Genomic DNA, 2,713 nt, shown 5'->3' on the forward strand with positions numbered 1-2,713 from the left:
TAATAAATACGTTTATAACTGGTGCGGATTAACTGGAATAACCCAAATATCTCAAATGCCAGATTCAAAAAAATACTTTTTGGATATTGAAGGAAAGGAAATTCCACTTAAGGGACAACCTATAAAAACATTTGCATTTGAATTACCGGAATACGAGTTAGTCAGCGATTGGGTACAGGGAAATGTAGATGTACTTGAAATTAAGGATTTGTGGAAAAGAATAAGAAAATATTTTGAAGTATTTTCAGATTTACAAGACCCAATTTATTATGATGTTCTCGTCCTGTTCGTATTGCAATCATGGTTAGCAGAACTATTTAACACGGTTTTTTATGTGGTAATTGCTGGTCAGTGGGGGGGTGGAAAAACCACCTTAGGAGAATTAACTATAAACCTTTGTAAACACGGGTATTCTGTTGGTAATCCTTCTGTAGCATTGATCGGTAGGATATTAGACAGACAAAAAATTACATTATTTATAGATGAATTGGATAGCATACAACAAAAGTCGGGAGAAGATTCTGACTTATATTCAATTATAAGACAAGGGTATAGAAAAGGAGTTAGATACTCAAGAATAAACAAAGTTACGATGGAACCAGAGGATTTTGCTGTGTTCGGTCCTAAAATATTCTCGGTTCATACAGATGTTGAACCTGCGTTAGCAACAAGAAGCGTACCAATAACAACATCAGAAACTTCAGATGAAAATGTTCCACTAATCAATATAATAAAAAAGGAATATGGAAGGCCCCTATTTAATAAACTATTTGTTTGGTACTTGGAGAACGGAATTATCTTAGCAGAAAAGATAAAAAATAGCGATAGTGAGTTTGAGTTATCTGTTGAATCAGAAGTTAAAGAGTTACGTAAACTTATAAGGAAAAAAGTCAAGGTAATGGAACACAAGAGTTTATTTGGTAGAAATGCTGAATTAGCTTATAATATGATCATAATCTCAGAGTTGGTTGGAATAAATATGTCAGAAAAGATAGAAAAGATATTTGACATAAAAAAACAAATAGAGGAAGAAAGATTGGAAGTTGGTTATGCGGCATTATTAAGAGATTATTTAAAAAAATTATATGATGAAAAGAAAAAAGATGAAAGGTATATATGTTCCGATGGATTACTAAAAGTATCTAATAAGGAAATGTATGAAGGATTCAATAAGTATCTAAAAGCATCTGAGAGGGCAGGGGTTAGTCCAAGTACTTTTCAGGGGTATTTAAGAGAATTTGGATTTGAGCGTCCAGTATCTCGTAAGCGTATGAGAATCATATATCCAGGAGAGGATGAGCCCCAAATTAGATTATGTAATATTTATACTCCAGCAGTTATGAATAAATTGGGATTAAAAGTAGAGAACCTAAAGCAAAATAATGAAGCATCTGAACTGGAGGTTATAGAAGAACAAATTAAGGAGGAATATGTAAAATGAATGAGCCTATAAAAGAAACCGAAATAAATGTAGAAGACCTAAACCAAAACCAAGAAACTACAGAAATACCTTTAGATTCTTTAAGCAATAGGAAAATTGGAGAAGGATTTGAGAAACCAAATCTTGATGGAAAAACAGTAACAATCTTTGACGTTAAATTAGAAGCAACTAACAGAATTTCAAAGACCCAAGATGGCAGTAGAGAGTATAGACCATTAATATTAAGACTATTCTACAATGATAACACCTTATTCGAGACATACGGCGGGATTATGCAATTTAGGAATGCTGATGGGACCTTTAGAGAACCAACCATCTGGGTAGAAGGACAAAATGAAGCAGCAAAATTATTTAGGAAGTGGTCTAATTTTGTAGGAAAGAATCCAAAAGAAACATCTCTAAAAGAGTTTTTATTGAATCTAAAAGGTAAAAAAGCAATAATAGAAAACAAAAAGGTAATGTATATGGGAAAAGAATTCAATAAAAATGTCATCAAAGAGTTCATCAAAGAGTAGTCGGACTAGGCAAGGGTATCTTTTTGAGAAAGAGATAGAGCGTAGCCTAGGTTTGTGGGGGTGGAGGTATTGGTTTAAAATCCCGGATGCTAGAACAATGAAGGGATTTAAACTTCCATCTGCACCACAAGTTCCCGCAGACTTTTGCGGAATAGACGAAAATAAAAAATTTTGCTTATTAGAATGTAAGCAAGTATCAAAACCATCATTGCCTTATGATAGAGTAAAAGAACACCAAGTAGAAAACCTATTCCTAGCAAATAATTCGGGCGGAATTGGTTATCTATGCGTCAATTTCAATAATAGGTTAAGGGGACATCGCCGGATAGATAGAACCTTTTTGTTAAATTCGAGACGATGGGATGAATATAAATTAAGCCACCCGGAACGTAAAAGTATGCCAATTGCTGCCTTTGAGTTGCTGGGAGAGGAACTATACTTAATTCGTAGGGGGGGAAAAAGATATTGGTTGAGGAGGTTTAAAAATGGTAAACAAACTTAATTTCTCAAATGGAGAGATTAAAAATAACGTTGCAGATGAAAGAGATAAAATATTATTAAAGAATACAGCCAAGGGGGACTTACAATTTGAGATAAGGATATCTTCAATAACATTAGATAATGAAGAGAACATAGACCGAGCCCTTAAATTACAAGAATATGCTTTAAATAAAATAAAACAAATGTTTCCCAACTCATTAATTTTAAAAGAATGAAATGGTATGGTATTTAGTAGTTGATGGAATCAGAATTGGAA

4 protein-coding genes are annotated in these 2,713 nt (G+C 33.2%); all 4 read left to right on the plus strand.

Annotated features, from left to right (window positions below):
• On the plus strand, nucleotides 1-1,441 hold a 1,441-nt coding region (locus D6734_07620; protein ID RMF94487.1), incomplete at its 5' end, for a hypothetical protein.
• Nucleotides 1,438-1,956: a hypothetical protein gene (locus D6734_07625; protein ID RMF94488.1), complete on the plus strand. Its 519-nt coding sequence runs from the start codon at nucleotides 1,438-1,440 to the stop codon at nucleotides 1,954-1,956. The genes D6734_07620 and D6734_07625, both read left to right, overlap by 4 nt.
• A complete protein-coding gene (locus tag D6734_07630; protein RMF94489.1) occupies nucleotides 1,928-2,458 on the plus strand; it encodes a hypothetical protein in 531 nt (176 codons plus the stop codon). Before D6734_07625 ends, D6734_07630 begins: the two co-directional genes overlap by 29 nt.
• Nucleotides 2,442-2,672, plus strand: coding sequence for a hypothetical protein (locus D6734_07635; protein ID RMF94490.1), 231 nt, complete (start codon nucleotides 2,442-2,444; stop codon nucleotides 2,670-2,672). Before D6734_07630 ends, D6734_07635 begins: the two co-directional genes overlap by 17 nt.
• Nucleotides 2,673-2,713: the final 41 nt, after the last annotated feature.

Source organism: Candidatus Schekmanbacteria bacterium (genome assembly GCA_003695725.1).
In the GTDB taxonomy this organism is placed as follows: domain Bacteria; phylum Schekmanbacteria; class GWA2-38-11; order GWA2-38-11; family J061; genus J061.

Bases quoted from the DNA above. Each gene is read 5' to 3' on its own strand.
- D6734_07630 (RMF94489.1), top strand. From the start codon at position 1,928: ATGTCATCAAAGAGTTCATCAAAGAGTAGTCGGACTAGGCAAGGGTAT.
- D6734_07635 (RMF94490.1), top strand. From the start codon at position 2,442: ATGGTAAACAAACTTAATTTCTCAAATGGAGAGATTAAAAATAACGTT.
- D6734_07625 (RMF94488.1), top strand. From the start codon at position 1,438: ATGAATGAGCCTATAAAAGAAACCGAAATAAATGTAGAAGACCTAAAC.